Here is a 1,868-nt window from a genome sequence, read left to right as displayed (position 1 = left end):
TGGTTGGCTCGGCGGCCTTCCGCAAGGAAATGAACGTCCTGCCCAGCATCGAACAACAGATGCAGGCGGTGAACGCGTTTTTCATCCGCCAGGCGGAAGAAAACGATATTTTAAAATATGACAACGAGGAGGCGTTGGCAGCATGAGCCAACATGATTTGGGGAAGTGCGTCGTGAACGCACTGGAGCAGTATTTCCGCGACCTGGACGGGGAAAAGCCGGGCGCGATCTATGACATGGTTTTGAAGAGCGTCGAAAAACCGATGCTCGAAGTGGTGCTCGCCAAGGCCGGCACCAACCAGACGCTGGCGGCGGAGATGCTTGGCATCAACCGCAACACGCTGCGCAAGAAACTCACCGAACACCAACTACTGTAATCGCCATGACCATCAAGCAAGCACTGATTTCCGTTTCCGATAAAACCGGCGTTCTTGAATTCGCCCAGGGCCTCGCCGCCCAAGGCGTCAAGCTGCTATCCACCGGCGGCACCGCCAAGATGCTGCGTGACGCCGGCCTGGCCGTCACCGAAATCGGCGACTACACCGGCTTCCCGGAAATGCTCGACGGCCGCGTCAAGACGCTGCACCCGAAGGTGCATGGCGGCATCCTGGCCCGCCGCGACCTGCCGGAACATCTGGCGACCATCGAAGCGCACGGCATCCCGACCATCGATCTGGTCTGCGTCAATCTCTATCCGTTCGCGGCGACCATCGCCAAGGTTGGCGTGACGCTGGAAGATGCCATCGAGAACATCGACATCGGCGGCCCGGCCATGGTCCGCTCGTCAGCCAAGAATTACGCCGGCGTCGCCATCGTCACCGATCCGGCCGACTACGCGCCGTTGCTCGCCGAAATGAAAGCCAACGCTGGCGCCTTGCAACTGGCCACCCGTTTCGGCCTAGCCAAGAAGGCGTTCACGCACACCGCCCGTTACGACAGCATGATCGCCAACTGGCTGACCGGCCTGGCCGAAGGCGCCGAAGCCCAGCCGGCCGCAGCCGCGCCGGTCCCGGCCATCTTCCCGGCCAAGCTGCAACTGGCCTTCGACCGCGTCGAAACGCTGCGTTACGGTGAAAACGCGCACCAAAGCGCCGCCTTCTACCGCGAAACCAACCCGGCCACCGGCAGCATCGCCGCCTACACCCAGCTGCAGGGCAAGGAACTGTCCTACAACAACATCGGCGACTCCGACGCCGCCTGGGAATGCGTCAAGTCCTTCGAAGCTCCGGCCTGCGTCATCGTCAAGCATGCCAACCCGTGCGGCGTGGCCATCGACGGCACGCTGCTCGGCGCCTACGAAAAGGCCTTCCAGACCGATTCGACCTCGGCCTTCGGCGGCATCATCGCCTTCAACGGCGAAGTCGGCATCGACATCGTCAACGCCATGAACGAACGCAAGCACTTCGTCGAAGTGCTGATCGCTCCATCCTTCACCGCCGAAGCCAAGGCCACGCTGGCCGGCAAGACCAACCTGCGCGTCCTCGTCGTGCCCATCTCGCGCCAGCTCAATGCCCTCGAATACAAGCGCGTCGGCGGCGGTCTCCTCGTCCAGACGCCGGACAACTTCACGGCACAAGCCAGCGGCCTGAAGATCGTCACCCAGGTCCAGCCGACCGCCCAGCAGATCGAAGACCTGCTGTTCGCCGAGCGCGTCGCCAAGTTCGTCAAGTCCAACGCCATCGTTTTCTGCGGCAACGGCATGACGCTCGGCGTCGGCGCCGGCCAGATGAGCCGCGTCGATTCGACCAAGATCGCCAGCATCAAGGCCCAGCACGCCGGCCTCGACCTTAACGGCTCGGTCGTTGCGTCGGATGCCTTCTTCCCGTTCCGTGACGGCGTCGATGTGCTCGCCGCGGCCGGCGCCAAGGC

At 63.0% G+C, this 1,868-nt stretch carries 2 protein-coding genes; both read left to right on the top strand.

Annotated features, from left to right (window positions below; translation table 11 throughout):
* Positions 1-142: 142 nt before the first annotated feature.
* On the top strand, positions 143-376 hold the full coding sequence (locus ADADOO_RS15110) for a Fis family transcriptional regulator (protein ID WP_511278329.1): 234 nt from the start codon (positions 143-145) through the stop codon (positions 374-376).
* Between the two features lie 5 nt (positions 377-381).
* On the top strand, positions 382-1,868 hold a 1,487-nt coding region (purH, locus tag ADADOO_RS15105; RefSeq protein WP_511278328.1), incomplete at its 3' end, for a bifunctional phosphoribosylaminoimidazolecarboxamide formyltransferase/IMP cyclohydrolase.

The sequence above is a fragment of the Azonexus sp. genome (assembly GCF_036170495.1).
In the GTDB taxonomy this organism is placed as follows: domain Bacteria; phylum Pseudomonadota; class Gammaproteobacteria; order Burkholderiales; family Rhodocyclaceae; genus Azonexus.
Note: the sequence above shows the minus strand (reverse complement) of the source record. Positions and strands in the feature narration are given on the sequence as shown.

Coding starts and splice junctions, on each gene's coding strand:
- ADADOO_RS15110 (WP_511278329.1), top strand. CDS start 143: ATGAGCCAACATGATTTGGGGAAGTGCGTCGTGAACGCACTGGAGCAG.